The 25,497-nt window shown below is 73.5% G+C and carries 22 protein-coding genes and 1 pseudogene; 12 read left to right on the top strand and 11 right to left on the bottom strand.

The genetic code is table 11. The annotated features are described in order from the left end of the window. Window positions 1-281 precede the first annotated feature (281 nt). The 4 genes from ACF1AG_RS16940 (at window position 282) to ACF1AG_RS16955 (ending at window position 6,461) form a co-directional block, all read left to right on the top strand. Window positions 282-497 (top strand): type A2 lantipeptide, encoded by a 216-nt coding sequence (locus ACF1AG_RS16940; protein WP_359748927.1) that lies wholly within the window; start codon window positions 282-284, stop codon window positions 495-497. 111 nt (window positions 498-608) lie between these two features. Continuing rightward, window positions 609-1,415, top strand: a complete 807-nt coding sequence (locus ACF1AG_RS16945) for an HlyD family efflux transporter periplasmic adaptor subunit (RefSeq protein WP_359605566.1) — start codon at window positions 609-611, stop codon at window positions 1,413-1,415. Continuing rightward, a complete protein-coding gene (locus ACF1AG_RS16950; protein WP_387795167.1) occupies window positions 1,412-3,634 on the top strand; it encodes an NHLP family bacteriocin export ABC transporter peptidase/permease/ATPase subunit in 2,223 nt (740 codons plus the stop codon). The genes ACF1AG_RS16945 and ACF1AG_RS16950 overlap by 4 nt, the downstream gene beginning before the upstream one ends. A 1-nt stretch (window position 3,635) precedes the next feature. Beyond that, window positions 3,636-6,461 carry an NHLP bacteriocin export ABC transporter permease/ATPase subunit gene (locus ACF1AG_RS16955; protein WP_391809953.1) on the top strand — a complete coding sequence of 942 codons (2,826 nt, stop codon included), beginning with the start codon at window positions 3,636-3,638 and terminating at the stop codon, window positions 6,459-6,461. 4 nt (window positions 6,462-6,465) lie between these two features. Here the strand turns inward: ACF1AG_RS16955 and ACF1AG_RS16960 are convergent, their stop codons facing one another. Further along, a complete protein-coding gene (locus ACF1AG_RS16960; protein WP_359748932.1) occupies window positions 6,466-6,996 on the bottom strand; it encodes an SRPBCC family protein in 531 nt (176 codons plus the stop codon). Between the two features lie 5 nt (window positions 6,997-7,001). After that, a complete protein-coding gene (locus tag ACF1AG_RS16965; RefSeq protein WP_391809954.1) occupies window positions 7,002-7,340 on the bottom strand; it encodes an ArsR/SmtB family transcription factor in 339 nt (112 codons plus the stop codon). Between the two features lie 127 nt (window positions 7,341-7,467). Here ACF1AG_RS16965 and ACF1AG_RS16970 point away from each other — a divergent pair, with 127 nt between their 5' ends. Next, entirely contained in the window at window positions 7,468-8,478 is a 1,011-nt protein-coding gene (locus tag ACF1AG_RS16970) for a Ppx/GppA family phosphatase (protein ID WP_391809955.1), read from the top strand. Between the two features lie 37 nt (window positions 8,479-8,515). Continuing rightward, a complete protein-coding gene (locus ACF1AG_RS16975) occupies window positions 8,516-8,701 on the top strand; it encodes a hypothetical protein (protein ID WP_359605578.1) in 186 nt (61 codons plus the stop codon). A gap of 9 nt (window positions 8,702-8,710) precedes the next feature. On the opposite strand, the pseudogene ACF1AG_RS16980 reads toward ACF1AG_RS16975, so the two are convergent. After that, a pseudogene (locus ACF1AG_RS16980) lies at window positions 8,711-8,929 on the bottom strand (flavodoxin family protein); the annotation flags it as partial. Window positions 8,930-8,997: 68 nt separating this feature from the next. Between ACF1AG_RS16980 and ACF1AG_RS16985 the strand changes: the two are divergent. From ACF1AG_RS16985 to ACF1AG_RS16995, 3 genes are read left to right on the top strand one after another with little or no spacing between them, the layout of a single operon-like run. Further along, complete coding sequence (locus ACF1AG_RS16985) at window positions 8,998-10,011, top strand: iron-containing redox enzyme family protein (protein ID WP_359748937.1); 1,014 nt, start codon at window positions 8,998-9,000, stop codon at window positions 10,009-10,011. After that, window positions 10,001-10,687 (top strand): HemK2/MTQ2 family protein methyltransferase, encoded by a 687-nt coding sequence (locus ACF1AG_RS16990; protein WP_387795172.1) that lies wholly within the window; start codon window positions 10,001-10,003, stop codon window positions 10,685-10,687. Before ACF1AG_RS16985 ends, ACF1AG_RS16990 begins: the two co-directional genes overlap by 11 nt. Continuing rightward, the gene (locus ACF1AG_RS16995) at window positions 10,668-10,910 is read left to right on the top strand and encodes a CDGSH iron-sulfur domain-containing protein (protein WP_391809956.1); all 243 of its coding nucleotides are present in this window, start codon (window positions 10,668-10,670) and stop codon (window positions 10,908-10,910) included. The genes ACF1AG_RS16990 and ACF1AG_RS16995 overlap by 20 nt, the downstream gene beginning before the upstream one ends. Window positions 10,911-11,061: 151 nt before the next feature. Here the strand turns inward: ACF1AG_RS16995 and ACF1AG_RS17000 are convergent, their stop codons facing one another. Further along, a complete protein-coding gene (locus ACF1AG_RS17000; protein WP_391809957.1) occupies window positions 11,062-11,496 on the bottom strand; it encodes a subtilase-type protease inhibitor in 435 nt (144 codons plus the stop codon). Window positions 11,497-11,952: 456 nt separating this feature from the next. On the opposite strand from ACF1AG_RS17000, the gene ACF1AG_RS17005 reads away from it, so the two are divergent. Beyond that, the gene (locus tag ACF1AG_RS17005) at window positions 11,953-13,122 is read left to right on the top strand and encodes a lactate 2-monooxygenase (RefSeq protein WP_359605583.1); all 1,170 of its coding nucleotides are present in this window, start codon (window positions 11,953-11,955) and stop codon (window positions 13,120-13,122) included. 45 nt (window positions 13,123-13,167) lie between these two features. On the opposite strand, the gene ACF1AG_RS17010 is transcribed toward ACF1AG_RS17005, so the two are convergent. From ACF1AG_RS17010 to ACF1AG_RS17025, 4 genes are all read right to left on the bottom strand, one after another. Then, on the bottom strand, window positions 13,168-14,814 hold the full coding sequence (locus tag ACF1AG_RS17010; RefSeq protein ID WP_391809958.1) for an RICIN domain-containing protein: 1,647 nt from the start codon (window positions 14,812-14,814) through the stop codon (window positions 13,168-13,170). 598 nt (window positions 14,815-15,412) lie between these two features. Continuing rightward, window positions 15,413-15,790, bottom strand: a complete 378-nt coding sequence (locus ACF1AG_RS17015; protein ID WP_391809959.1) for a toxin Doc — start codon at window positions 15,788-15,790, stop codon at window positions 15,413-15,415. Window positions 15,791-15,793: 3 nt separating this feature from the next. Next, window positions 15,794-16,039 carry a hypothetical protein gene (locus ACF1AG_RS17020; protein ID WP_033275293.1) on the bottom strand — a complete coding sequence of 82 codons (246 nt, stop codon included), beginning with the start codon at window positions 16,037-16,039 and terminating at the stop codon, window positions 15,794-15,796. 129 nt (window positions 16,040-16,168) lie between these two features. After that, complete coding sequence (locus tag ACF1AG_RS17025; RefSeq protein ID WP_391809960.1) at window positions 16,169-18,412, bottom strand: glycoside hydrolase family 9 protein; 2,244 nt, start codon at window positions 18,410-18,412, stop codon at window positions 16,169-16,171. Between the two features lie 244 nt (window positions 18,413-18,656). Between ACF1AG_RS17025 and ACF1AG_RS17030 the strand changes: the two genes are divergently transcribed. Next, window positions 18,657-21,035 carry a SpoIIE family protein phosphatase gene (locus ACF1AG_RS17030; RefSeq protein ID WP_359607174.1) on the top strand — a complete coding sequence of 793 codons (2,379 nt, stop codon included), beginning with the start codon at window positions 18,657-18,659 and terminating at the stop codon, window positions 21,033-21,035. Window positions 21,036-21,088: 53 nt separating this feature from the next. Here ACF1AG_RS17030 and ACF1AG_RS17035 read toward each other — a convergent pair whose 3' ends face one another. Together ACF1AG_RS17035 and ACF1AG_RS17040 are read right to left on the bottom strand one after the other, a co-directional pair. Next, window positions 21,089-22,057: an aldo/keto reductase gene (locus tag ACF1AG_RS17035; protein ID WP_391809961.1), complete on the bottom strand. Its 969-nt coding sequence runs from the start codon at window positions 22,055-22,057 to the stop codon at window positions 21,089-21,091. Window positions 22,058-22,138: 81 nt separating this feature from the next. Further along, window positions 22,139-22,663 (bottom strand): flavoprotein, encoded by a 525-nt coding sequence (locus tag ACF1AG_RS17040; protein ID WP_359607178.1) that lies wholly within the window; start codon window positions 22,661-22,663, stop codon window positions 22,139-22,141. 165 nt (window positions 22,664-22,828) lie between these two features. Between ACF1AG_RS17040 and ACF1AG_RS17045 the strand changes: the two genes are divergently transcribed. Next, entirely contained in the window at window positions 22,829-23,467 is a 639-nt protein-coding gene (locus ACF1AG_RS17045; RefSeq protein ID WP_391809962.1) for a LysE family transporter, read from the top strand. Window positions 23,468-23,556: 89 nt separating this feature from the next. Here ACF1AG_RS17045 and ACF1AG_RS17050 read toward each other — a convergent pair whose 3' ends face one another. Beyond that, on the bottom strand, window positions 23,557-25,287 hold the full coding sequence (locus ACF1AG_RS17050) for a SpoIIE family protein phosphatase (RefSeq protein WP_359607181.1): 1,731 nt from the start codon (window positions 25,285-25,287) through the stop codon (window positions 23,557-23,559). Window positions 25,288-25,497: the final 210 nt, after the last annotated feature.

Below are 25,497 nucleotides of genomic sequence, written 5' to 3' on the forward strand. Positions count from 1 at the left end.
CAAGTGGCCCGATGCGTCGATGCCGTGGCCCGTGTGAAGAAGTCGCCGCCGAGCCGTGCCCTCGTCTGCACCGTTGGGTGCCACCTGGGCGCAAGTTGCCTGGTGGGGCGTGTGAGGAATTGGAAGCGGCCGGTTGCCGCGTGCTTTGATCCATCGCACCGCAAGGCCGTTCCGGGCTCCCGGCGACGGGCGCTCGGAGCGCCCGCGGTCGCGGCCTTCATCTGTCCCCAGAGGGGGGCCGCTCCCCCCTTGTGAAAGTCCATACGAAGGGAAGTTCCATCATGAACTCCACCCCCCAGGTCGAGACCGTCGAGATCGCCGACGCCGAGCTCGACGCCGTCTCCGGCGGTCTGTCCGTCAACGCCGTGAACACCCTCACCGGCGCCCTGGACAGCATCGCCCCGGTTTCCGGCCTGGTCGACACGGTCGTCGGCACCGTCGAGGGTGCCACCGGCCTGAACACGGCCCCGGTCACCAACCTGGTCGCCGGTCTCTGATCGCGTCCTCGTTCCGCCGAGTCCCGGAGCCGTACCCCGGCTCCGGGACTCTGTGGTGCGTCCGCAGTCCTTCCGTCACGTCGCACAGTTCACCCAGGTGAGGGAAGACCCGTGCAATTCCGCCAACAGGCCCTCGCCAAGCTCCAGTCACCGGAGGATCTCGACCTCCCGGTGCGTTTCGCCCGCCCGCAGGGCTGGCTGGTGCTGTCCGTCACCCTGATCGCGATGGCCGCCGCGTCCGTGTGGGCGCTGACCGGCTCGGTCACCTCCACGGTCCAGGCGCCCGCCGTCCTCACGTACGGGCAGGGCAGTTACATCCTGCAGAGCCCCTTCGCCGGTCAGGTCACCGCCGTGCTCGCGCGCGAGGGCGAGCGGCTCCCGGCCGGCTCCCCGGTGCTCAAGGTCCGCACCCCGGAGGGGGACGAGGTCGTGCGCACCCTTCAGGCGGGCCGGATCACCGCGCTCGCCGCCAGCGCCGGGCAGATCATCGCGACCGGCGCGGACGTCGCCGCGGTGGAGAAGGTGAGCCGCGCGAAGGCCCCCCTGTACGCCACGGTGTACGTGCCCGCGCAGAAGGCCGCCGGCATCCCCGCGCACGCCTCCGTCGACCTGACGGTGCAGTCGGTGCCGAGCCAGGAGTACGGCGTGCTGCGCGGCGAGGTGACGGAGGTGGACCGCTCCGCCCAGTCCCCGCGCCAGATCGCCGCGTTCCTCGGCGACACCCAGCTCGGCGAGGAGTTCACCCGGGACGGCAGGCCGGTGGCGGTCACCGTGAAGCTGAAGCGTTCCGACAGCACGGAGAGCGGCTACGCCTGGTCCTCGGCCGACGGCCCGCCGTTCGAGCTGACGTCGATGACCCTGGCCAGCGGTTCCATCCGGCTGTCCGACCAGCGTCCCGTGGATTGGCTGCTGCCGTGAGCACCGCACAGGAGACCCGCGGCAGACGCCGCGCCGCACCGCCGCGCCGCAAGGTGCCCAAGTCCCGCGTCAAGACGGTCCGTACGCCCACCGTGCTCCAGATGGAGGCCGTGGAGTGCGGCGCCGCCTCGCTCGCGATGGTGCTGGGCCACTACGGCCGTCACGTCCCGCTGGAGGAGCTGCGCATCGCGTGCGGCGTATCGCGGGACGGCTCGCGCGCCAGCAACCTGCTGAAGGCGGCCCGCAGCTACGGGCTGACCGCCAAGGGCATGCAGATGGACCTGGCCGCCCTCGCCGAGGTGACGGCGCCGGCCATCCTGTTCTGGGAGTTCAACCACTACGTCGTCTACGACGGCATGGGCCGCCGCTTCGGCCGTCGCGGGGTGTACGTCAACGACCCCGCCAAGGGCCGCCGGTTCGTGCCGCTGGAGGAGTTCGACGGAAGCTTCACCGGCGTGGTGCTGGTGATGGAGCCCGGCGACGACTTCACCCGGGGCGGCCGCAAGCCCGGTGTGCTCGGCGCCATGCCGGCGCGGCTGCGCGGCACCGCGGGCACGATGCCCGCCGTGGTGCTGACCAGTCTGCTGCTGGTGGCGGTGGGCGCGGCGCTGCCCGGTCTGAGCCGCACCTTCATCGACGAGTTCCTGATCGGGCAGCAGACGTCGATGCTCGACGTGCTCTTCGCGTCGATGGGCGCCTGCGTCCTGCTGACGCTGCTGCTGACCTGGCTCCAGCAGGCCAACCTCCTGCGCGGCCGGATCATCTCGTCGACGCTCTCCAGTGCGCGCTTCCTACGCCATCTGCTGCGGCTGCCGGTGACGTTCTTCTCCCAGCGCAGCCCCGCCGACCTGGTGCAGCGCCTCCAGTCCAACGACGCGGTGGCCGAGACGCTGGCCCGTGACCTGTCGGCGGCGGGCGTCGACGCGGTCGTGGTCGTGCTGTACGCGGTGCTGCTGTACACGTACGACCCGCAGCTCACGTTCGTGGGCATCGGGGTGGCGCTGCTGAACATCCTGGCGATGCGGATCGTGATCCGGCTGCGCGCCACCCGTACGGCGAAGCTGCGCGCGGACACGGCACGGCTCACCAACACCGCGTACACGGGACTCCAGCTGATCGAGACGCTGAAGGCGACGGGCGGCGAGGACGGCTACTTCCGCAAGTGGGCCGGGCAGCACGCCACCACGCTGGAGGAGCAGCAGCGGCTCGGGATTCCGAGCGCGTGGCTCGGCATCGTCGCGCCGACGCTGGCCACGCTGAACAGCGCGCTGATCCTGTGGATCGGCGGCATGCGGGCGGTCGAGGGGCACATCTCGGTCGGTCTGCTGGTCGCCTTCCAGGCGCTGGTCGCCCGGTTCACGGCGCCGCTGACCCGGCTGAACGGGGTGGCGGGCCGTATCCAGGACTTCGCCGCCGACGTGGCCCGGCTGAAGGACGTCGAGAACTTCCGGACGGACCCGCTGTACGGGCGTCCGGGCGCGGGTGAGTCGACCCGGCGGCTGCACGGCCATGTGGAGCTGCAGAACCTCACCTTCGGCTACAACCCGCTGGACAAGCCGCTGTTGACCGGCTTCGACCTGACGGTCGGTCCGGGGCAGCAGGTGGCGCTGGTGGGCGGCTCGGGCAGCGGCAAGTCGACCGTGTCACGGCTGATCTCGGGGCTGTACACCCCGTGGGAGGGCGTGATCCGGATCGACGGGCAGCGCATCGAGGACATCCCGCGCGGGGCGCTGGCCGCTTCCGTCTCCTTCGTCGACCAGGACGTGTTCCTGTTCGACGGGACGGTGCGGGACAACGTGGCGCTGTGGGACCCGTCGATCCCGGACGAGGCGGTGGTGGAGGCGCTGAAGGACGCGGCGCTGTACGACGTGATCGTGCGCCGTCCGGGCGGCATCCACAGCCCGGTCGAGCAGGACGGCCGGAACTTCTCCGGCGGTCAGCGCCAGCGTCTGGAGATCGCACGGGCGCTGGTGCGGCGGCCCAGCATCCTGGTGCTCGACGAGGTGACCAGCGCGCTGGACGCCGAGACGGAGCTGGTGGTGATGGACAACCTGCGCCGCCGCGGCTGCGCGTGCGTGGTGATCGCGCACCGGCTGTCCACGGTCCGCGACAGCGACGAGATCGTCGTGCTGGACCAGGGCACGGTCGTGGAGCGCGGGCGGCACGAGGAGCTGGTGGCGCGCGGCGGGGCGTACGCGGCGCTGGTCAGGGAGCGATGAGATGACTGCCGTGTACGAGGGGCAGGGCGGCGACGTCGTCCTGGGCGCGCTCGGCGCGCTGGGCACCCCGATCGACTGCTCCGGGTCCGGGCGGCTGGACCTGGAGGGGCCGCAGGTGCTGTGGCTGATCGCGTCCGGCGCTGTGGACCTGTTCGCGGTGGACGCGGAGCAGCAGGGGCACTGGCACCACCTGGGCCGTCTGGAGGCGGGCTCGCTGGTGCTGGGCCCGGTGGCGGGTCCGGCGCACACGCTGGTGGCGCGGCCGCTGCGGGACTGCGTGGTGCACCGCATCGCGCTGCGCGAGTTGTACCAGGAGGCCCACACCCAGACCTGGTCGTACGACGAGTACGGCAACCCGCAGTACGTGCCGCCGACGACGAGCCCGCTGGAGTACGCGCTCGCGCTGGGCGTGGGCCGCAGCCTCGCCGTGCTGTTCCAGGCGCCGATGGCGACGGAGCGGGCGGCGGCGCCCACGGACGACGACGTGTTCTGGATGCAGGTGCCGCCGGGCAGCGTGCAGTACGGCTCCGTGTACGGTGCGGAGGCCGCGGCCGACCTGCTGATGGACCCGTCCCTGTGGCAGAGCATGGTCGACCAGCAGTACCGGCTGATGACCACGCTGGACCGGTGGATCGAGCAGCTGGAGGAGACGCACGAGTCGCGCACGGCGCAGGGCATCGCCGCCGGTGAGGCGGTGCGGGCACAGGCCGACCGGACGCTGCTCGCGTCGATCGGGAAGCGGTCGGGCCGGCCTACGACGGCCGCGGACGCGGACGCCACGTACGCGGCGTGCGAGCTGGTGGCGCGGGCGGCCGGGATCACCCTGGCCCCGCCGGCGCAGTCCGGGACCGGCGCCGACCGGCTGGATCCGGTGGAACAGGTGGCGCTGGCCTCGCGGCTGCGCACCCGGGTGGTGCGTCTCGAGGGCCGGTGGTGGCGCGACGACGTGGGGCCGCTGGTGGGTCACCGCGCCCTGTCGGGGGCGCCGGTGGCGCTGCTGTGGCGGCGCGGCGGTTATGTGGCCGTTCATCCGTCGACCGGGCGCGAGACGCCGGTGGAGAAGGCGAACGCCGAGGAGTTCGAGCCGCGCGCGGTGATGTTCTACCGTCCGCTGCCCGAACGGCGGCTGAGCCCGCTGCGGCTGATGCGGTTCTGCATGGGCGGCACCCGGGGCGACCTGACGGGGCTGCTGCTGAGCGGTCTGGTGACGGTGGTGCTGGGGGCGCTGGTGCCGCTGGCGACGGGCCGGATTCTCGGCGAGTACGTGCCGAAGGCGCAGACGGACCTGATCGTGCAGGTGTGTCTGGCGGTGATCCTCAGCAGTGTGGTGGCGGCCGCTTTCATGCTGCTGCAGAACCTCACGCTGCTGCGGCTGGAGGGCCGGGTGGAGGCCACGCTCCAGCCGGCGGTGTGGGACAGGCTGCTCAGGCTGCCGACCCGGTTCTTCACGGAGCGGTCCACGGGTGAGCTGGCGAGCGCGGCGATGGGCATCAGCGCGATCCGCCGGATGCTGGCCGGCGTCGGGCCCACGGTGACCCAGTCGGTCACGGTGGGCGCGGTGAACCTGGCGCTGCTGCTGTGGTTCAGCGTGCCGATGGCGCTGGCCGCGATGGGCATGCTGGTGGTGATCGCGGGCGTGTTCCTGGGTCTTGGACTGTGGCAGGTGCGCTGGCAGCGGAGGCTGGTGGTGCTCGGCAACAAGCTGAACAACCAGGCGTTCCAGACGCTGCGCGGCCTGCCGAAGCTGCGGGTGGCGGCGGCGGAGAACTACGCGTACGCGGCGTGGGCGTCGCAGTTCGCGCGCAGCCGTGAGCTCCAGCAGAAGGCCGGGCGGATCAAGAATCTGACGGCGGTGCTGGGCGCGGTGTATCTGCCGCTGTGCACGCTGGGGATGTTCATGCTGCTGGCGGGTCCGGCGCGCGGGTCGATGACGGCGGCGGAGTTCCTCACCTTCAACACGTCGGTGACGATGGTGCTGACGTCGGTGACCCAGCTGACCGGCTCGTTCGTCTCGGCGGTCGCCGCGCTGCCGCTGTTCGAGCAGATCCGGCCGGTGCTGGACGCGACGCCCGAGGTGCGCGCGGCGAGCACCCGGCCGGGGCCGCTGACCGGTGCGATCGAGGCACGGCGGGTGTCGTTCCGCTACTCCGACGACGGCCCGCTCGTGCTGGACGACGTGTCGTTCGAGGCGCGGCCGGGCGAGTTCGTGGCGGTGGTCGGGCCGAGCGGCTGCGGCAAGTCGACACTGCTGCGGCTGCTCATCGGCTTCGACCGCCCGCAGTCCGGCAGCGTGCTGTACGACGGTCAGGACCTCGCGGCGCTCGACCAGTCGGCGGTGCGCCGGCAGTGCGGTGTGGTGCTTCAGCACGCCCAGCCGTTCACCGGGTCGATCCTGGACGTGATCTGCGGGAGCGAGCCGTACACGCCGGAGGAGGCGATGGCGGCGGCGGAGATGGCGGGCCTCGCGGAGGACATCCGGCGGATGCCGATGGGGCTGCACACCATCGTGTCCGGCAGCGGAGCGGTCTCGGGCGGTCAGCGGCAGCGGCTGATGATCGCCCAGGCGCTGATCCGCCGGCCGCGGATCCTCTTCTTCGACGAGGCGACCAGCGCCCTGGACAACGAGACGCAGCGCGCGGTCATCGAGAGCACCAAGGCGCTGCGGGCGACCCGCATCGTCATCGCGCACCGTCTGTCGACGGTGCTGGACGCGGACCGGGTGGTGGTGATGGAGGCCGGGAAGGTGGTCCAGCAGGGCACGCCCTCCGAGCTGCTCGCCGACACGCAGGGGCGTCTGCACGAGCTGGTGCGCCGGCAGCTCGCCTGAGCCGTCAGTCGTCCGCGCCCGGGTAGGGCGCGCCCGAGGGCGTCCCGGCCGCGACGTAGGCCTCGTACAGCGCCCGGGCGGGCGCCTCCGGGCCTGCGTGCGGTCCTTCGAAGCGCTCGCCGCGCGCCCGAGCGTCCAGCGCGGAGAGGCACACGTCCCAGCCGGCGCTGTTGCGGGCGGCGGTGTTCTCGGTGCCCAGCACGTTGGTGAGGGTGAAGCGGGTGCGCTTCTCCCCCAGCTCCTCCAGGTCGAAGTGGATCTCGTCCTCCTCCCAGGTGAAGGAGAGGTGGCGGGGCGGGTCGACCGCGACGACCCGGCCGGTGGAGTCCTCCAGGGCGGGGTCGCCGCCGAAGACGACGGCGCCGCCGGGACGCAGGTCGATCTCGGCGCGGGAGGGGAACCAGTGGACGAGTTCGTCGGCGTCGGTGACGAACCTCCAGACCCGGTCGACGGGGTGGTCGTACTCGCGGACGAAGCGGACGGCGGGGCGGCCGTCGTCCAGGGTGAGGAAGGTGCCGGTGGGCTGGGCGGCCATGGCGATCAGTCCTTCTGGGTCGGTTCGGTGGTGTCCGGCCGCGCGTCCAGGCGGCGGCCCAGCGCGTCGAGGCTCTCGCCCCACAGCTTCCGGTACGGCGCCAGCCAGGCGTCGAGTGCGGCGAGCGGGGCGGGGTCGAGGGTGTGCACGCGGCGCTGCGCCTCCCGCCGGACCCGGACCAGACCGGCCTCGCGCAGCACCTTGAGGTGCTTGGAGGCGCTGGGCTGGCTCAGCTCGCACGCCTGCGCGATCTCCCCCACGGTCCGGGGGCCGGTCCGCAGCAGCGCGACGACGGCCCGCCGGTGCGGGTCGGCGAGGGCGCTCCAGAGGGCGGAGTCGGACATGGCTCCGATTATTCCTCCACGGTTATATTCCCGTCAAGGAATGTAAGTCCGGGTCCGCCGTGGCGTGTATCCGTCCTTCCGTGCGGGCCGCCCGTTGGCCGGGGCGGGAAGTGGGTACCCACGGGCCATGCGGACCAGCGTGGTGGATGTCGGGTCGAAGACCGTCCGGCTCGTCGTGTCGGACACGGAGGGCGGTGCGCCCCTGCCCGTGCACACCGCCAAGTGGCGGCTGCGGCTGTCCGAGCAGGTCACGCCCGGCGGACCGGTGCCGGACCGCGCCGTGGAGGACCTGGTCGACGCTGTCGCGGCGGCGGACCGGGCCGCCACGCTGTGGGGTGCCGCCGGTCCCCTGGCGTTCGCCACGGCCGTGGTGCGCGGTGCCCCCAACCGGCAGGAGGTGCTGCGCACGGTGCGGGAACGGACCGGCGTCGAGCTGTGCACCCTGCCCGGCGAGGTCGAGGCGGAGCTCACCTTCCTCGCGGCGCGCCGCTGGATGGGCTGGCGCTGCGGGCCGCTCGCCATGCTGGACATCGGCGGCGGCTCGCTGGAGGTCGCCTTCGGGCGCGGCCGGCTGCCCGACTTCGCCGCCTCGCTGCCGCTGGGCGCGGCGCGGCTGACCCACGAGTACTTCGAGGACGAGGACCCGCCCTCGCCGGACCGGGTGCGCGCCCTGCGCCGGCGGGTGCGTCACCAGCTGCGCGACGCGGCGGCCCGGATCCGCTGGGAGGGCCCGCGCACGGCGGTCGCCACCTCCCGCACCTTCCAGCAGCTCGGCCGGCTGTGCGGGGCCGCGCCAGGACGGCACGGCCCGTTCGTGGAGCGGGTGCTGTCCGCCGCCGACCTGCGCGGGGCCGTCGACCGGCTGGCAGCCCTGCCCGCCGCCGAACGTGCCCGGCTGCCCGGCATCTCCGCGCCCCGCGCGACGCAGAGCCTGGCGGGCGCCGTGGTGGCGCACACCGCGATGAAGCTGACCGGCCTGGCGACGGTGACGATCTGCCCCTGGGCCCTGCGCGAGGGGGTGCTGCTGCGCCATTCGGAGGACGGCCCGGCCTGGTGGGCGGAGATCGCCCGGCGCAGCGAGAAGGAGTCGGACGGCGCGGGCCCGGTGCCGCTGCGCATCGCCGCCGCCCGGCACTGAGGTACGAACACGACCAGCACGATGTGAGGAGACCCCGTTGTCCGAGCACGACGACACCCCGAAGCCGTCCGAGTCGGCCCTCGACGAGGTGCTGCGCGAGGTGGAGGAGGCCGAGCGCCGCACCCAGGAGTCCGACGAGGACCGCCGCCACCACGGCGAGGCGGGAGAGGCGGTCACGCCGAACACCCAGGCCCAGGAGGAGTCGGAGGGCGAGCAGTCGTAACCCTCCGCCCTACTGCGGCGGCGCCCCGAGAGGGCGGACGGCGAGGGCGCGGGCGACGCCCAGCAGGTTCGCGGCCATCGCACGGCCCGTACTGCGGGACCAGTCCTGCCCGCTGCCGCCCTCGAGGAAGCTGGGGCCGGGCCCCGGGCCCTGGTTCCAGTACGTCCACGCCTGGCCGGGGATGGTGTAGCCGATGTCCTGGAGCCCGCCGGTGATCTGGCTGATCACAGTACCCCGCACGGACGCCCCGCCACGCTGCCGGGCGTTCGTGTCCGCCGTCCGGGTACTCGGGGCACATGGACGACCCCCGAGACGAACCTCTGCTGCCCGCCCCGCGCGGGCCGCTCAGCCGCGCCGTGACGACGTATCTGCGGGGCTCAGGCCCGCTGCCCTCCGAGGCGGAGGCCGCCGCCGCCCCGGTGTACGGCGAGGACCTCCAGCTGGCCCTCTACCTCTGCTACGAACTGCACTACCGCGGCTTCGCGGACGTGGCGCCCACCCTGGAGTGGGACCCGGACCTGCTGCGGACCCGGGCCGCCATGGAGCGGCGCTTCCTCGCCGCGCTCCGCGAGGACGCCCCGCACCACGACAGCGTGGACGACGCGCTCGCCGGGATCCTGGTCGAGCCGGTGGACGGCACGGGCGTCAGCCACTTCCTGCGCGACAAGGGCGAGCTGTGGCAGCTGCGCGAGTACGCGGCCCTGCGCTCCCTGTACCACCTGAAGGAGGCCGACCCGCACGCCTGGGTGCTGCCACGGCTGCGCGGCCGAGCCAAGGCGGCGATGGCGGCCGTCGAGTTCGACGAGTTCGGCGGCGGGCGCGCCGACCGGGTGCACGCCCGGCTGTGGGCCGACCTGATGACGGACCTGGGCCTGGACACGACGTACGGCCGCCATCTCGAGGCGGCCGGCGCGGAGCTGCTGGCCACGGTCAACCTGATGTCGCTGTTCGGCCTGCACCGCACACTGCGGGGCGCCCTGGTGGGCCACTTCGCGACGGTCGAGATCACGTCCTCGCCGGGGTCCCGGCGGCTCGCCGAGGCCATGCGCCGCACGGGCGCGGGCCCAGCCGCCGAGCACTTCTACGACGAGCACGTGGAGGCGGACGCGGTGCACGAGCAGGTGGTCCGCAAGGACGTCATCGGCGGTCTGCTGGAGGACGAGCCGGAGCTGGCGCCGGACGTCGCGTTCGGTGTGGCGGCCACGGTGTTCACGGAGGACCGGCTCGGCGACCGGCTGCTCGCCGACTGGAGCGAGGGCCGCTCCGCGCTGCGTACTCCCCTGTCACAGGAGGTTACCCATGGCTCTTGAGCAACGGGGTACTCGGCCGCCTGTGAAAAGTCTGGTACTCCCGGGCGTGTACGCCCCGCAGGAGGACACCGCGCTGCTGGCGGCGGCCCTGGCCGACGAGCCGGTGGCGCCGGGCGCGGCCGTCCTCGACGTCGGCACCGGTTCCGGTGCCCTGGCCCTGACCGCCGCCCGGCGTGGCGCCCGGGTGACCGCGGTCGACGTGTCACGGCGGGCCGTGTACGCGGCCCGGCTGAACGCGCTGCGGGCGGGCCTTCCCCTCGAGGTCGTACGGGGCAACCTGTTCGAACCGGTGCGGGGACGGTCGTTCGACCTGGTCCTCGCCAATCCCCCGTACGTGCCCGCCCCCGGTGCGCACCGGCCGCCGCGCGGCCCGGCCCGCGCCTGGGACGCGGGCGGTGACGGGCGGCTCGTGCTCGACCGCATCTGCCTGGAGGCTCCGGATCTGCTGCGGCCGGGCGGGGTGCTGCTGCTGGTGCAGTCGGCGCTCAGCGACCCCGGTGCGACCGTGGACTGTCTGCGGTCCGCGGGACTGAAGTCGGCGGTGACGCAGCGGCAGCGCATCGATTTCGGCCCGGTGCTGCGGACCCGGGTGGAGTGGCTGCGGGAGTGCGGGCTGCTGTCACCGGACGAGAACGACGAGGAGCTGGTGGTGGTCCGTGCCGAACAGCCCGTCTGATCCCGTGCGGCCGGCCGGCGCCGGCGCTTCGGAGGCCGCGTCCGGCGAGGCCCGCCGGGTCGTCATGAGCCGCAAGGGGCCGATGCTGGTGGAGGGTCCGGTGGAGGTGGAGATGGAGGACGGTTCGGTGGTGTCCTCCGACCGCTTCCAGGTGGCCCTGTGCACCTGCCGGCGCAGCCGCCGCTACCCCTGGTGCGACACCAGCCACCGCGACCGCGCCTGACCTCACGGCACCCCGGTGAAAAGCCCGGAGGCCGGCGGGCGGCCCCACTCCGCCCGCCGGCCTCCCATGGGATCGCACTGCCCGCGCGGTGCCCCGTACTCCCCAGTCCGCGGGCCGCCACGCGGTCACGGGAACCGTGCGATCCCGGTCTCTAGAAGGCGAAGACGCTCGAGCCGTGCGCGTTCATCTCGCAGTCGTTGGAGAAGACGCGCTCGTACGAGACCCTCTTGCCCTGCCAGACGCCGTCCACGGTGACCAGCACCGGGTCGTACACCATCGGGCACATGGCGTCCTCGGTCCGGGTCAGCGCGCTCAGGTCGCCGCCGACTACGGCCAGTTCGGCGCAGGCCGACCCGGCGGCCGGGTGGGTGCCTGAGGGGCCCGGGGCACAGGTCAGGGTGACCGCGCGTTCCGGTGTGGCGGTCGTCGCGCTGACGCCCTTGCCGACGGTGAGCACCAGGGCAGAGGGGGCGTAGAGCGCGGACGGGGCATCTCCCGGGGCGGCGAACGCGGCCCCGGAGAGGGGGGCGCAGACGGCTGTGGCCGTGAGACCGAGGGTGACGGCCCAGCGCGCGGTGTTCCGCATCGTGTGCATCCTTCCGCTTCGTTTCTTCGGTTGCCGGCCCGTGCTCGGTTGGTGCCGAACCGGCGTGCCGGAGTCTGCCGAGTCCCCGGCGGAAACTCACCTCGACCCCATGCATTTCAGTAACATTGCGTATTGAATCAGTGGCGCGAAGTGACCAAGTGCACACGCGTCGACCCGGTAAACGCACGGCCTCCACAGAAGCGAAGTTGCCAGATGGCCGAATTCCCGCCGCCCGTTAATCGGCCTGAAACATTCCGATTTCGTCGTGCGCAGGGCGAATAGAAACCCCTTGCGGTCATGAAAGGGACGCTCCTCGGTCATCTCCGAGCACGCCGCGCGTCACCCGAGGCGGAGGGAGCGTCCTGTCACCGGACGCTGGACGCGACCGGCGCATACCGGCCAGTATGCGTCGGGACCACGAGGCACCCCGAGGCACCACGAGACAGGGCGGGACGGATGGCGAAGCACTGGGCCGACTTCCAGTACGAGATCTACCTGAACGGGATGACGGGGGCCGTGCCGCGGCTGCCGACCGACCTGACCCGGCTGGAGGAACTGACGGAGCGGCGCCTCGGCCCCGGCCCGGTCGGCTACGTCGCCGGCAGCGCGGGTGACGGCAGCACCGCCCGCGCCAACCGGGCCGCCCTGGACCGCCGCCGGATCGTGCCGCGCATGCTGCGGGACGTCCACGAGCGCGACCTGTCGGTGGAGGTGCTGGGCCGTCAGCTGCCCGCGCCGCTCGCCCTCGCGCCGGTCGGGGTGCTGTCGATCATGCATCCGGACGCCGAGCCGGCGGCCGCGCGCGCCGCGGCCGCGCAGGGCGTGCCGTTCGTGCTGTCGTCCGCGTCGAGCACGCCGATGGAGCAGGTGGCGGAGGCGATGGGGGACGCGGAGCGCTGGTTCCAGCTGTACTGGCCGAAGGACGTGGAGGTGGCGCGGTCCTTCCTGAACCGGGCGAAGGCGGCCGGGTACACGGCGCTGGTCGTCACGCTGGACACACCTCTGCTGTCCTGGCGGCCGCGCGACCTCGACCAGGCGTACCTGCCGTTCCTGCACGGCGTGGGCACCGCCAACTACTTCTCCGACCCGGCGTTCCGAGCGGGGCTCGCCAAGCCGGTGCACGAGGACCCGAACGCGGCGGTGATGCACTTCGTGGGCATGTTCGCCGACCCGGCGAAGACCTGGCCGGATCTGGCGTTCCTGCGGGAGAACTGGGACGGCCCGATCGTCCTGAAGGGTGTGTGCCACCCCGACGACGCCCGCCTCGCGGCCGATGCGGGCATGGACGGCGTGGTGGTGTCCAACCACGGCGGCCGGCAGGTGGCGGGCGCGGTCGCCGCCGCGGACGCCCTGCCCGGTGTGGTGCGGGCCGTCGGCGACCGGCTCACCGTGCTGTTCGACAGCGGGGTGCGCACCGGCGACGACGTCTTCAAGGCGCTCGCGCTGGGCGCCCGGGCAGTGCTGGTGGGCCGTCCGTACGTCTACGGGCTCGGCCTGGACGGGCAGGCGGGCGTGGAGCACGTGATCCGCTGCCTGCTCGCCGAACTCGACCTCACCCTCGCCCTGTCGGGCCACTCGGGTCCGGGCACGGTGGGTCCCGGCGACCTCGCCGAGGCGGCGGTCTGACGTCCCGTCCGGGGCGGCCGCCGGGCCGCCCCGGAGTCGCGCGGCTCAGCTCACCGGTCCGGTCAGGCCGGCGTGCCGGGCGGACGGGGCCGCCGGGAGGGTGACGGAGAGGGACTCGCTGGACGCGTCGGCGGAGCGGACCGGTTCGGCGGCCCAGCGCTGCTCCACGGTCCGGTCGCGCACCTTGACGACGATGTCGGCGTTCGCGTCAGGGGTTGACGGGGTGAGCGCCAGCTGCACGTCCCAGCGCGGCACCAGCTCGCCCTGCACCGTGAGGTCGTACCGCACGTCGTCGGCGGTCCGGTCGCCGGAGTCGGCGCAGGCGCCGAGGACGACCACGCCGGCGTCCTTGTGCGAGTCCAGGCACAGCCCCGGATCGGCCACACTGCGCAGCAGTCCGTCCTCCTCGTACGTCCACTGCTGGGTCCACGCCGAGGAGCACTTCGCCAGCCGGGTACCGGAGCCGTCCTGCGGTTCGTCGCGGGTGTCCAGGCACAGGCCGGAGGCGACGTTGCGCAGCCGGGTGCGGTCGGGCGCCGAGGGCAGTCCGGCCGCGCCGGGCGGGGAGGCGGACGGCACGGCGGCCCGGCCGCCCGCGCCGGTGGCGCCGGTCGGATCGGCGGAACCCCCGTCGGGACCGGACGATCCGGCGATGAGCACGCTGACCAGCACGCCGGCGGACACCGCGCCGAGGCCGGTGAGCAGGGTGCGGGTGGAGCGCACCGGGTCGGGCAGCGCCATGGCGAGCCGGTCGGGCACCGGGAGCCGGGAGAGCAGCCGGTGGCGGACGCCGGCCCGGCCGTCCCCGTCGGCGCGGCGACGGCGGCGTCCGCTCCGTCCCGAGCGCGGGCCGGCCACGGCGCGGCCCGGTCGCGAGTCGAGGTAGCGGCGGGCACCCCACCCCAGCACCGCCTCCGCGAGGAGCGTGCCCAGTCCGGACTCGAAGTGGCCGAGCTGCTCGGCCGCGTTGCGGCAGTAGCGGCACTCGGCCATGTGCCGGCGCACGTCGGGCAGCAGCTCACCGCCCCGGCGGATGGGCACGTCCAGCAACCGGTTGTGGAAGCGGCACTCCTGGGTCGGCGCCAGTTCCTGGTGGGCGCGGACGAGACCCTGGCGGAACTTGTCGCGGGCCTGGTCGAGCGCCCCCGACGCGAGGTCGACGTCCGTGCCGAGCAGCCCGGCGGGCACGGATATCGGCTCGGCCTCGACCTCGACGTGCCAGAGCAGGCAGCGAGCGAGCGCGGGCAGGGACCGGAACGCCCGCAGGGCGAGGGTGCGGTTCTCCGGCGTCATGGTCGTCGCCGCGCGCATGCCCCGTCCGCCCGCCGGCTTCAGCAGCCCCGGCAGCACCTCGGCCACACGGTCGTCGGCGGCCCACTCGCGGACGGTGTCCCGCACCCCCACGAGAAGGACGGGACGGAGGGCCACGGCGGACTCGCCGAGCGCGACCCGGTCGAGCACACGGTGCAGGGCGGCCCCGGTGACCATGGCGGCGGTCCGCCCGCCGGCGGCGAGGCACACGGTCGCGTAGTCGTGCACGGCGTGCCAGTGGCGCGCCGTCAGCAGGGCGACGGAGCGCGCGGCTTCCGCCTCCGGACGGCCCCGCAGCCGCGCGGCCAGCGCCTCGTCGGATTCCCCGGGATCACCGCCCGGCGGGGGATAGGGAGGACGAGGGGGGTGGGGGGTGTGCACTGAGATTGGTTCCTTCCCACAGCGCATGTGACATTCGAGCGTTTCCGACACCGAAAAGGGACGCAGGATTGGTGCATACCTCTTGGGTGTGGCGCGGAGGGCGGGAATTGTCCGGCGGCGCTTCCGACCCGTTTCGCCAACTCGCGAGCGCCCCCGGCCTTTACCCCCTCGCGGGTGGCTCACTCTCGCACAACCCGTGCGCGGCCAACAAGGCGGTCGGGCAACATCCCCGCGTTGACAGAAAGTCAAAAAGAGAAGCTGCTCCGTGAACCGACTTCCGGCATTCGCGGCGCCTTTTCCCGGAGGCCGCGGGGTTCTCTGAAAAGAGGTGACGGGAAGGTGTGGCCAAGGTGTGATGTGAAGGCGTACGCCACTCCCCGGCGTGCCTTTTCCACGGCGCGCACCCCGTGTGAACGGCGCGTCCGCACCGCCGGGCCGCGCACGCTGCCGGAGCGCACCGCGGCGCGGTGCACTGGAGGGGCCCTTCTCGTAGGTCACGCGCGGCGACGGCGGCACCGCCCGCGCGCCCGGCCGCCGGCCCGCTCCCTCCCGCCCCTCGGCCGGCGGCCACGGGAAGGCGCCTGCTCCGGGGCGGGTGTCAGATCTGCCAGGACCGCAGCCGGTCGGCGGCGCCGTACACGTCGGTCGCGCCGGAGATCAGGTCGCGCGCGAGGTCGACCAGGGCGCCGTAGGGCGGGTCGATGCCGGCCCCGCTGACGTACATGTAGGCGACGGCCGTGGCGCAGGCGAAGCGGGCGTTGGCCGAGGGCAGCGGGCGGAGCACGGCGAGGGTGTGCAGCAGGGCGGCGGCCCGCCAGGCGGCGTCCGAGTCCACGCCGAGCCGGGGCGGGTCGACGCGGTGCCGGGCGACGGCCGCGACGAGCGCGGAGAAGTCGTTGACGGAGGGCTGGTCCGGGAGGACCTCCTCGTGCCGCTGGAGCAGCCAGGGCACGTCGATGTGCAGTACGGGCGGCATCGGTCAGGCGGCCCGCCCCGCGCCCTTGACGGGCGGTTCGTCGTCGGGGAACGCGGCCGCGAACTCGTCGGCGTGCGTGGCGAAGAAGCGGCGGAAGGCCTCGGCGCCCTCCTGAAGGGCGCGGTGACGGGCGATGTCCGCCGCCGCCGCCTCCCGTACGAGCGCCTTCATGGACGTACCGCGTTCCTTGGCGATCTGCCGCAGGTCCTCGAGCTCGCGGTCGCTGAACTCCACGTTGAGAGCTGGCATGGGATTACGGTACCGCTCGGGTACTGAACAGTAAATATCCGCAGGTCGGGGCGAGTGCGCTGAGGTACCGGGGATACGGGCGCGGGCCGGTGACCAGGTGGTCACCGGCCCGCGCGGGAAGGAAGCCGGTCAGCCCTGGTCGGCCACGAAGGCGGCCATGCGGGTCAGGGCGGCGTTCCAGTTGATGGTGTGCTCGTTGGTCGACCAGGACTGGATGTCGTCGATGAAGCAGAACTGTCCGACGCAGCCCTGCAGCTTCGACTGGGCGAACGGGTCCTGGATGCTGGAGTTGGGTCCGCCGGACAGGGTGCCCGCGGGCGGGTTGGGCAGGTTCGGGTCGAGCTGGCGGGCGTACCACCGGCTGTGCTGGTTCTTGGCGTGCACCTCGCCGTAGCCGGTGACGTAGGACATGTTCAGCGCGTTGCGGCCGAGGATGTAGTCCATGCTCTGCAGCGCGCCGTCCCGGTACTTCGCCGCGCCCGTGAGGTCGTAGGCGGTGGCGAGGACGACGGCGTTGTTGAGGATCTGGTGGCTGGAGCCCCAGTCGTAGACGTTGCCCTGCGGCGCGTACGGCATCCCGTACGGGTGCTCCCTCAGGGTGGCCAGGTAGCGGTCGGCGCCCTCGATCACGGAGCGGCGGACCCGGTCGAGGCCGGGCAGCTTGTTCGGCACGGTGGCGAGGTCGAACCGGCCGGCCGCGGCGGTGCGCGCCCAGTCGAAACCGATCGGGCCGAAGATGTCCTGGGTGTGCACCGGGGACTTCAGCACGTGGTCCTTGAACGGGCGCTCACCGGTGGTGAGGTAGAGCTCGGCGGCCGCCCAGTAGAACTCGTCGGACACGGTGTCGTCGGGGTAGGCGCCGCCGCCGATGCCGTCGTCCGGGTCGGCGAAGCGGTCGGGGTGGGTCAGCGCGGCCGCCCAGGCCTTGCGCGCCGCCGCCAGGGCGCGGTCCGCGAACTTCTTGTCGTAGGGGCGGTACAGCCGGGCCGCCTGGGCCGCCGTGGCGGCGAGGTTCAGGGTCGCGGCGGTGGTCGGCGGGTGCAGCTCACGCTTCTGCGGGTCGTCGCTGGGCAGCAGGGGCAGCCCGGTCCACTGCTCGTCGTGGATCTTGTGGTGGGCCATTCCGGCCAGCGGCTCGCCGTCGGGCACCTGCATCTTCAGCAGGAACTCCAGCTCCCAGCGGGCCTCGTCGAGGATGTCGGGAACCTTGTTGCCGCTCTCCGGGATGTTCAGGGTGCGGTCGCCCAGCTTGTGCGGCTTGCCGGTGCGGGCGTGCTTGGCGCGCTCGTAGGTGCTGAGCACCTCCCAGGTGCTGATGCCGCCGTTGACGACGTACTTGCCGTGGTCGCCCGCGTCGTACCAGCCGCCGGTGACGTCGAGGGTGTAGTCGCACTCCCCGGGCCGGCAGGGCACCGCGCCGTCACCCTGGTTGGGGGCGACGTCCACGTGGCCGGCCGGGCGGCCGTAGCCGGGGCGCAGGTCCTCGCGGATCTCCACGCCGCTGCGCTGGGTGTAGTAGTACTTCGCCGAGTCCAGCCGCAGCCGCTCGTAGATCTTCGCGTCGATGTCGAAGGGGTGGCCGGTCTCGCCGTCCGCCGTCAGGGTGAAGCCGGTGCCGTGTCCCCGGTAGGAGCCGAAGTCGACGGAGTGGACGTTCTGCCCGGAGGAGGCGTCGACGCCGCGCGGCACGGTCCATCCGGTGCGGACGACCCGGCCTCGGCCGTCCTTGAGGTGCCAGGCCAGCTTCTCGGTGGCGTCGGTGACGATCGTGGCGTTCTTGGGCCCGGCGGGCAGGTAGCCCACCTGGTTCACCCGGACGCGCGGCCCGGTGTCCGGCTCGTACGGCTCGGGGGCGACGCCGCCGAGCAGCGACACGTCGTCCACGCAGAACCGCCAGGGGTCGGGGCTGCCGCCGAGCTGGAAGCCGACCTGCGCCTGGTCCGTGCTCACCGGTGCGGTGAAGGTGTATGAGTACGCGTCGCCGGACACGCTGAGCTGCGGCGACACCTCGTGGTAGGTGTCGTACGGGTCCACCTGGAGGCCGACGATCGCCCGGACCACGTGGCCGGCGGGCGAGCCGGTCGCGCTGAAGGAGAAGCGGTACGTCTCCCCCTCCTGCAGGGCGATGTCGTTGTGGCCCACGATCGCGTCCCAGCGGTTGGCGGTGCCGCCGGGCACGTCGGCGCACAGGCGGCCGTCGGAGGCGCTCGCGGTGACGCCCTCGGAGGCCCACCATGGGTCGGTGCCGTCGTCGAACGTGCCGTTGCGGATCTGCTCGACCTCGTCCGCCCCGGCCGGGGCCGCGGGCATCGCGGTGAGCGCGGTCGCCAGCAGACCCGTGAGGGTCAGCAGCGCGGTTCTGCGTCGTTTCACGTCTGGGCTCCTCTGCGGAGGTACGGGGGTACAGGGGCGCGAATGGGAGCGCTCCCAACTCCGTGCGCCGCCCATGGTTGTGGCAGATGTGACACCCCGTCAACGGTCGTGACACGAAGAGAGCGTTTCGGGGTGGTACGGAGGCGGCGGCACCGGTTCCCGTTCACGCCGGGCGCGGACGCACTAGGCTGGGACTCTGGCGATACACCGGTTAACGGTGAGTGTGCGCGATGGAGTGGCGACGATGAGGCCGGACGACCCGTTCGACGATGCGGTGACGGCCCGGGCCGTCATCGCCGCCGACGGCACGCTCACGCAGTGGAGCGAGGGAGCGCGCCTGCTGCTGGGACACCGACCCCAGGAGGTCGTCGGCCGCCCGGCCGCCGAGCTGCTGGCCGACAGCGCGGGACCGCTGCCACTGCCCGAGGACCGCTGGAGCGGCACGCTGGTGCTGCGCCACCGCGACGGCGGCACGGTGAGCGTGTGGGTGCTCGCCCACCACCGGCAGCCCTCCGGCGACGGTCCGGGCGAGTGGCTCGCGGTCACCCCGCTGGAGGCCACCGACCACGACCTGCCCGACGACCCGCTGGTCAGACGGGCCGTCTTCCAGTCGCCGTGCGCCACGATGGTCTTCGACCAGGCGCTGCGGCTGCGCGGGGTCAACGACGCGATGGCCCGGCTCCTCGGGCTGCCGGCCGACCATCTGCGCGGGCTGCGGCCCACCGACATCGGGGGCCGCCCGCAGCACAGCGAGCTGGAGCGGCAGCTGCGGCACGTGCTGCGCACCGGGCGGCCGCACGACATGCAGACCCATATGAAGGCCAGGGCCGAGAGCCACGCGCACGCCTGGCTGGCCCGGCTGGCGCCGCTCACCGACCGGTCGGGGCGGGTGCGGGGCGTCTGCGTGACCGCCCACGACTTCACCGAGCAGTTCCGGGCCCGGGAGCGGCTCCTGCTGGTCAACGAGGCCAGCTCACGCATCGGCACCACCCTGGACGTCACCCGGACGGCGCAGGAGCTCGCGGACGTCTGCGTGCCCGCGCTCGCCGACTTCGTCTCGGTGGAACTGCTGGAGCCGGAGGAGGGCGGCGGCGAGACTGCCGGCCGGCTGTCCCCGCCGGTGTCGCTGCGCCGGGTCGCCCAGCAGGCACTGCCCCACGACACCCAGACGGACACCGCCCCCGTGGGCGAGCTGGTCGTCTACCCGGAGAACTCGCCGCAGGCGGACTCGCTGGCCGCAGGCCACAGCATCGTCGCCTCCGTGCCGTCCGGCGACCTGGACTCCTGGCTGTCGGAGGACGAGACGCAGGCCCGGCGGATCGAGAGGTTCGGCGTGCACGCGATCCTGTCCGTGCCGCTCCAGGCCCGCGGCACCACCCTCGGGGTGGCCGCCTTCGCCCGCTTCAGCCAGCCGGAGGCGTTCACCCACGACGACGTGCTGCTGGCCGAGGAGGTCACGGCGCGCGCCGCCGTCTGCATCGACAACGCCCGCCGCTACTCGCGGGAGCGGGAGACCACGCTCACCCTCCAGCGGAGCCTGCTGCCCCGGTCCCTGCCGCGGACGGCGGCCCTGGAGGCGGCCACCCGCTATCTGCCGGCCGCGCGCTCCGGGGTGGGCGGCGACTGGTTCGATGTCATCCCGCTGTCCGGGATGCGGGTCGCCATGGTCGTCGGGGACGTCGTGGGGCACGGGATCCAGGCGTCGGCGACGATGGGCCGGCTGCGCACGGCCGTGCGCACCCTCGCCGACATCGATCTCGCCCCCGACGAGTTGCTCACCCACCTCGACGACCTGGTGCTGCACCTGTCCGAGGAGGCGGGCGGCGACTCCGGTCCCGGGGAGGTCGGCGCGACCTGTCTGTACGCGGTGTACGACCCGGTGTCGCGGCGCTGCACGCTGTCCCGGGCGGGTCATCCGCCGCCCGTGGTGATCCCGCCGAACGGGCCCGCGCAGCATCTCGAACTGCCGTCGGGGCCGCCGCTGGGGCTCGGCGGACTGCCGTTCGAGTCGGCCGAGTTCGAGCTGGCCGACGACAGCGTCCTGGCGTTCTACACCGACGGGCTGGTCACGTCGCGGGAGCGGGACACCGGCCAGGGCGAGGCGCTGCTGCTCGAGGCGCTGTCCGGTGCGTCGGGCCCGCTGGACGAGACGTGCGACCGGGTGCTGAACAGCGTGCTGGTGCCCGGCGGCGCGACGGACGACGTGGCGCTGCTGCTGGCCCGTCTGCGGGGGCTGCCGTCCTCCCAGGTCGCCACCTGGGACATCCCGGCAGATCCGGCGCTGGTCGCCCCCATCCGCAAGCAGGTTCTCGACCAGCTCGCCGCGTGGGAGCTCACCGAAGCCTCGTTCACGGCGGAGCTGGTGGTGAGCGAGCTGGTCACCAACGCCATCCGCTACGGCGCCCCTCCGATCCGGCTGCGGCTGATCCATGACGCGGCGACCCTGATCTGCGAGGTCTCCGACACCAACCACACGGCTCCGCACCTGCGCCGTGCCAAGACCTGGGACGAGGGAGGCCGCGGTCTCCTCCTGGTCGCGCAGCTCACCCAGCGGTGGGGCACCCGCCACACGACGGAGGGCAAGACGATCTGGGCGGAACTGGTCCTGGCGGACATGGGGTGACCCCGGCGGGGCCGCTCCACGCACATGGGCGGCCCCCGCAAGGGCCGGGTGCCTCAGTGACCCGCCACCGGGTGGGGCGTGTACGGCTCGGCGAGTTCCTCGAGTTCCTTGTCCGTCAGGGTCAGGTCGACCGCCGCCACGGCGTCCTCGATGTGGGACGGCTTCGCCGCGCCCACGATGGGCGCGGTGACCGTGTTCTGGTGGAGCAGCCAGGCGAGGCCGACCTGGGCGCGGGGCACGCCGCCGGCCTCGGCGACGCGGGCGACCGCCTCGACGATCGCGCGGTCGCCCTCCGGGTAGAGGGTGCTGCCGAACCGGTCCGTGGCACTGCGCTCCGTGGTGACGCCCCAGTCGCGGGTGAGGCGGCCGCGGGCGAGCGGGCTCCACGGCAGCACGCCGACGCCCTGGTCGGCGCAGAGCGGCAGCATCTCCCTCTCCTCCTCGCGGTAGAGCAGGTTGTAGTGGTTCTGCATGGAAGCGAATGTCGTCCAGCCGCGCAGCTCGGCGGTGTACTGCGCCTTGGAGAACTGCCAGGCGTACATCGAACTGGCGCCGATGTAGCGGACCTTGCCCGCCTTGACGACGTCGTGCAGCGCCTCCATCGTCTCCTCGACGGGGGTGTGCGGGTCCCAGCGGTGGATCTGGTACAGGTCGACGTAGTCGGTGCCGAGGCGGCGCAGACTGTGGTCCAGCTCGGTCATGATCGCCTTGCGGGAGAGTCCCGCGCCGTTGGGTCCGGGCCGCATCCGGCCGTGCACCTTGGTGGCCAGCACGACGTCGTCGCGGCGGGCGAAGTCGCGCAGCGCCCTGCCGACGATCTCCTCGCTGGTGCCGTCCGAGTACACGTTCGCGGTGTCGAAGAAGGTGATCCCCGCTTCCAGCGCCTGCCGGATCAGCGGCCGGGACGCCTCCTCGTCGAGGGTCCACTCGTGGTTGCCGCGGCCGGGGTCGCCGTAGGTCATGCAGCCCAGGCAGACGCGCGAGACCTCCAGGCCCGTCGAACCGAGCTTCACGTACTGCATCGTTGCTGCTCCTGCCGTCGGGAACGGTTGCTGTCGTAGGAGCGAGCGTACGTGTTCGCGCGTACTCGAAGGGGTTGCCGCTCAGCCGCTCCGCAGAAGGTCCAGGGCCCGCTCCCAGCCGAACTCCCCTCGCTCGCCGTCCCGTTCGCCCTCCCCCGCGTAGGGGTCGGCGAAGCGGACGCCCATGCCGCGCAGCCGGGCCACGGCGTCCCGGTAGGCGGGGTGGGCGGCGAGCGCGTCGGCGACGCAGGGCAGGACGGCGATCGGCACGCCGAACCCGGCCGTCTCGCACAGGGTGCCGACGGCGAGGGTGTCGGCGATGCCCGCCGCCCACTTGTTGACGGTGTTGAAGGTCGCCGGGGCGACCACCACGGCGTCGGGCGCCGGGAAGGGGCGCGGGTCGCCCGGGCGGCGCCAGGCGGAGCGGATCGGGCGGCCGGTCTGTGCCTCCACGGCGGCGGCGTCGAAGAAGCCGTTCATCGCCGCCGGGGTGGCGATGACACCGACCTCCCAGTCCCGCTCCTGCGCGGCGGTGATCAGCTTGCTGACGTCCGCGGCGACGCCGGCGGCGCAGACGACGACGTAGAGGAATGGCTTGTCGGTCACCCCGGCACCCTAGCCAGGCAAAACCGTTTGCCGGTACCGGGTGGCAGGCCTCAGGATCCTGCCCATGTCCACGCACATGTTCCCGCTGCCCCCGTCTGCCCTCGCCGTCGTCGCGGGCCGACAGCAGCAGTCCGGCGCCCGGGAAGGCACGACTCCCCCGCGCCGGTGATCGCCGCGCTGCTCGCGGGGCTGCTGGCCGGGTACGGCATCGCGATCCCCGTGGGCGCCGTCGGCACCTACCTCGTCTCCCTCTCCGCCCGTACGTCGCTGCGCACCGGTGTGTCCGCGGCGCTGGGCGTCGCCACTGCCGACGGCCTGTACGCGCTCGCCGCGGTCCTCGGCGGCTCCGCCCTCGCCTCGGCGCTGCGTCCCGCTCTGGGCCCGCTGCGCTGGGTGTGCGTCCTCGTCCTGGCCGCGCTGGCCTCCTGGGGCGCGGCAGGCGCCGTACGGCAGTACCGCGGCCGCCGGCTCGCCACACGGGCCGCACCCGCACCCCAGAGCGCCCTGCGGGCCTACCTGACGCTGCTCGGCATCACCTTGCTCAACCCGGCCACGGTGATCTACTTCGCGGCGCTGGTCCTCGGCTCCCAGAGCGGGTCGGCGGCCGGCGCGGCGGAGCGGACCGTCTTCGTGACGGCGGCCTTCGCGGCCTCGGCGAGCTGGCAGGTCCTGCTGGCGGGCGGCGGCGCCCTGCTGGGCCGGGCCCCGACCGGCCACCGGGGCCGGCTGGCGACGGCGCTGGTGGCGAGCGGGGTGATGACGGCACTGGCGCTGCGGATGGCCCTGACACCGGGCCGCGCCTAGCCCCTCCGGCACTCCAGGAGCAGGGTCCGGGCAGGCCCTCCGTCGGGTACGGGAAGGGGCGGCGGGGGCGGACGTCCCGTGCCGGACCCTCACCGCGCTCGCGCCAGCAGCAGCGTGACATCGTCCTCCGGGGCCTTCGGAAGCGTGCCGACGACCGCCGTGCACAGCTCCGCCAGGGAGGCGTCGCCGCCGGCCCGGGCCAGGGCGCCGCGTACACGCTCCATGCCGACGCCGATGTCGTGGTGGCGGTTCTCGACGAGACCGTCCGTGTAGAGGGCGATCAGTCCGCCCGGAGGGAGGTCGAGGACCGCAGCCTCGCAGGGCGGCAGGCCGTAGCCGAGCGGCGTGCCGTGCGGCAGGTCGGGGAAGGTGAGGGTGCCGTCCGGGCCGGTGACGGCGGGCGGCGGGTGTCCGGCCAGGGCGACCGTACAGGTGCGGGCGGCGGGGTCGTACACAGCGTAGGCGCAGGTCGCGCCGATCGAGCAGCACTCCGCGTCGCTCGCCTCGTCGGCCTCCACGAGGTGGACTGAGGTCGCGTCCAGCCGGGTCAGCAGGTCCGCCGGGGGGAGGTCGAGGTCGGCGAGGGTGCGGATGGCCGTGCGCAGCCGCCCCATCGCGGCCGCGGCGGCGATGCCGTGGCCCACCACGTCGCCCACGACCAGCGCGAGCCGTCCGCCGGGCAGGCCGAAGACGTCGAACCAGTCCCCTCCGGCGCTGTACTCGGCGTCGGCGGGCACGTAGTGGGCGGCCACCTCCATGGCGTCGCCCCCGTCCACCCGGCGCGGCAGCAGACTGCGCTGGAGGGTGAGTGCGGCGGTGCGCTCGCGGGTGTAGCGGCGGGCGTTGTCGAGGCTGAGCGCGGCGCGGTCGGCGATCTCCTCGGCGAGCAGCCGGTCACCGTCGTCGAAGGGCGCCGGGTTGTCCGAGCGGACGAGGACCACCACGCCCATGAGCAGGCCGCGTGCCTGGAGGGGGACGATCAGCAGCGAGTGCATGCCGTACCGGCGGATCTGCCGGGCGCGCGCCGGGTCCTGGTCCAGCCAGGTGCCGGGCGAAGTGTCGAGGTGCGGCTCGAGCAGGGGCCGGCCCGTGTGCAGCACCTGCATGAACGGCGACTTCTCGGGGACGAACACCGCGTCGCCGGACGACCACAGGGACTCGGGGGCGCCGTCGTGGACGGAGGCGACGCCGGCGCGGCGGAAGGTGGGGACGCGTCCGTCGGCGGTGCCGAGCCGCTCCAGCGGCTCCCCGCCGAGCCGTACCGCCTCGGTCAGGTCGACGGTGACGTAGTCGGCGAGCAGGGGCACGGTGAAGTCGGCCAGTTCCTGCGCGGTGCGCGCGATGTCGAGGGTGGTGCCGATGCGGGCGCCGGCCTCGCTGACCACCGCGAGGCGGTCCTGCACCGCGCGTCCGCTGCGCACGTCCACCACCAGCAGGGCCACGCCCAGCGGGCGGTCGTCGGGGGCGTCCAGGCGCAGCGCCGTGGCGGCGAGGAAGCGGGGCCGCCGGTCACCCCGGCCCACGGGGACGCGGTAGGGGCGGCCGATGACGCAGATGCCGGTCTCGAGCACCCCGCGGAGGGTCTCCTCGAGGTCGTCGGCGTCCCCGGCCAGCGAGGCTCGGGGAGGCAGGCCGAGCCGCCGCTCGCGGGGGATGCCGTCGTACCGGGTGAGGACGTCGTTGGCCCAGACGCAGCGCAGCTCCGTGTCCCACACGGCGAGCCCGAGGCCCGCGTGCGTGAGCAGGGACCTCAGGACGGGTCCGGCGGCGCCCCCGAGCAGATCCGCCGGGCCGGGCGGTTGCGGGTCCGGTGCTGCCACGATCCAGCCTCCCGGTGTCGGTCGCACCCGTGCCGCACCTCGGACCGCCGAAATGACGGCCGCGGGGCGCGGAGGGGCCTGCGTCCATGGAAACGGGGTCGTGCCGCCCCTCGCAACTCGCCCGCCCGTCCTGCCCGCGCGGCGGGGTCGGACGGTGTTTCCTGGGCACTGGTCCACCAGGGCCGGGACACGCCCGGCCACGGACGAGTG

This window comes from Streptomyces sp. NPDC014764 (genome assembly GCF_043082785.1).
GTDB lineage: Bacteria > Actinomycetota > Actinomycetes > Streptomycetales > Streptomycetaceae > Streptomyces > Streptomyces althioticus.